This window comes from Variovorax sp. P4_D9 (assembly GCF_056401695.1).
In genome coordinates, this window is record NZ_JBFUIU010001413.1 from 1 (window position 1) to 1,428 (window position 1,428).

General features: G+C 66.4%; 1 protein-coding gene. It reads left to right on the forward strand.

What is annotated here, in order from left to right; translation table 11 throughout:
• A partial coding sequence (locus AC1DY5_RS55515; RefSeq protein WP_478122683.1) for an acetate--CoA ligase family protein occupies window positions 1-1,428 on the forward strand: 1,428 nt, incomplete at both ends.

Genomic DNA, 1,428 nt, shown 5'->3' on the forward strand with positions numbered 1-1,428 from the left:
GACCTGCTATCCGGACATCGCATCGATTCCTGGCTCACCCGACGTCGGCATCGTGCTGCTTGGCGCCGAGCGTGCGCATCAGGCGGTCCGAGAGCTTGCGGCCAAGGGAACGGCAGCAGCCATCGTGCTGGCCAGCGGATACACCGAGACCGGCGAGGAAGGCGCGCGTCGCCAGCAGCAACTTACCGAGGCTGCGGGYAACATGCGCATCCTCGGCCCCAACACGATCGGGCTCGTCAATCTGACCGACAACATCGTGCTCTCCGCCAGCGGCGCGCTGGAGATGGACCATTTCCCGGTCGGCGGGATCGGCGTGGTCTCACAAAGCGGGGGCATTCTCGGCGCACTGCTCTCTCGTGCTGCGGCACGCGGCATCGGGCTCTCGAAGTTGATCTCGACGAGCAATGAAGTCGACCTGGATCTGGCCGATTTCGTCGACTACCTGGCAGACGACGCGGACACCAAGGTCATTGCCCTGTACGTCGAGAGCGTTCGCAATCCGGAGAAGTTCCGCGCCGCCGCATTGAAGGCGGCGCGCGCGGGCAAGCCTGTCGTCGCGTTCAAGATCGGCCGCTCCGAGGCTGGGGCAAAGGCCGCCGTATCCCATACCGGCGCGCTGGCGGGCGCCGACAGCATGTACGACGCGCTGTTCAAGCAGGTCGGCGTGATCCGCGCTCAGACCTTCGGCGATCTGCTCGACATCCCGGTGGCCTTGGCCACGGGTCGCAAGCTGCGCGGCAAGCGGGTCGCCATCCTGACCTCGACCGGCGGAGCCGGAACACTGGTATCGGACGACCTTGGCATGCAGGGCTTCGAGACGCCGGCTCCGGATGCCGCAACCGCGGAAGCATTGCGCGCGCTGCAGAGCGGCGATCACGCCGTGCTGGACCGCAACCCCATCGACGTGACTTTGGCGGGCCTTCAGCCGGAGTTGCTGCGCGGTGCCATCAACATCCTGCTCAAGAGCCCCAGCTACGATGCCTTGGCGATCATCGTAGGCTCATCGAGCTTGGCCATGCCGGAATTGATGGCCGGTGCCATCCAGGACTGCCTACCGAACTCGGACAAGCCGGTGATCGCCTACGTGAGCCCGCATGCGCCGGAAGTCGGTGCGTTGCTCACGCAACGCGGGGTACCCGCCTTCGCCCAGGCCGAAAGCTGCACCGCCGCGCTGGGCGCCATGCTGGATGCGGGCAATTGGCAGGAACCGACGTCCAGCGCTCCGCTCGCCTCCGTGGCCCTCGAGGACATGCCGCCCGGCTCCTTGGACGAGGCCCAGGCCAAGCAACTGTTCGCTCGCTTTGGCGTGCCCTGCGCGCGTGAGTTGGTCGTGACCACGCCGTCGCAGGCTGAAAGCGCTGCGCGCGAGTTGGGTGGTCGAGTCGTGCTGAAGATCCTGTCGGCCGAGATCACGCACAAGAGTGACGT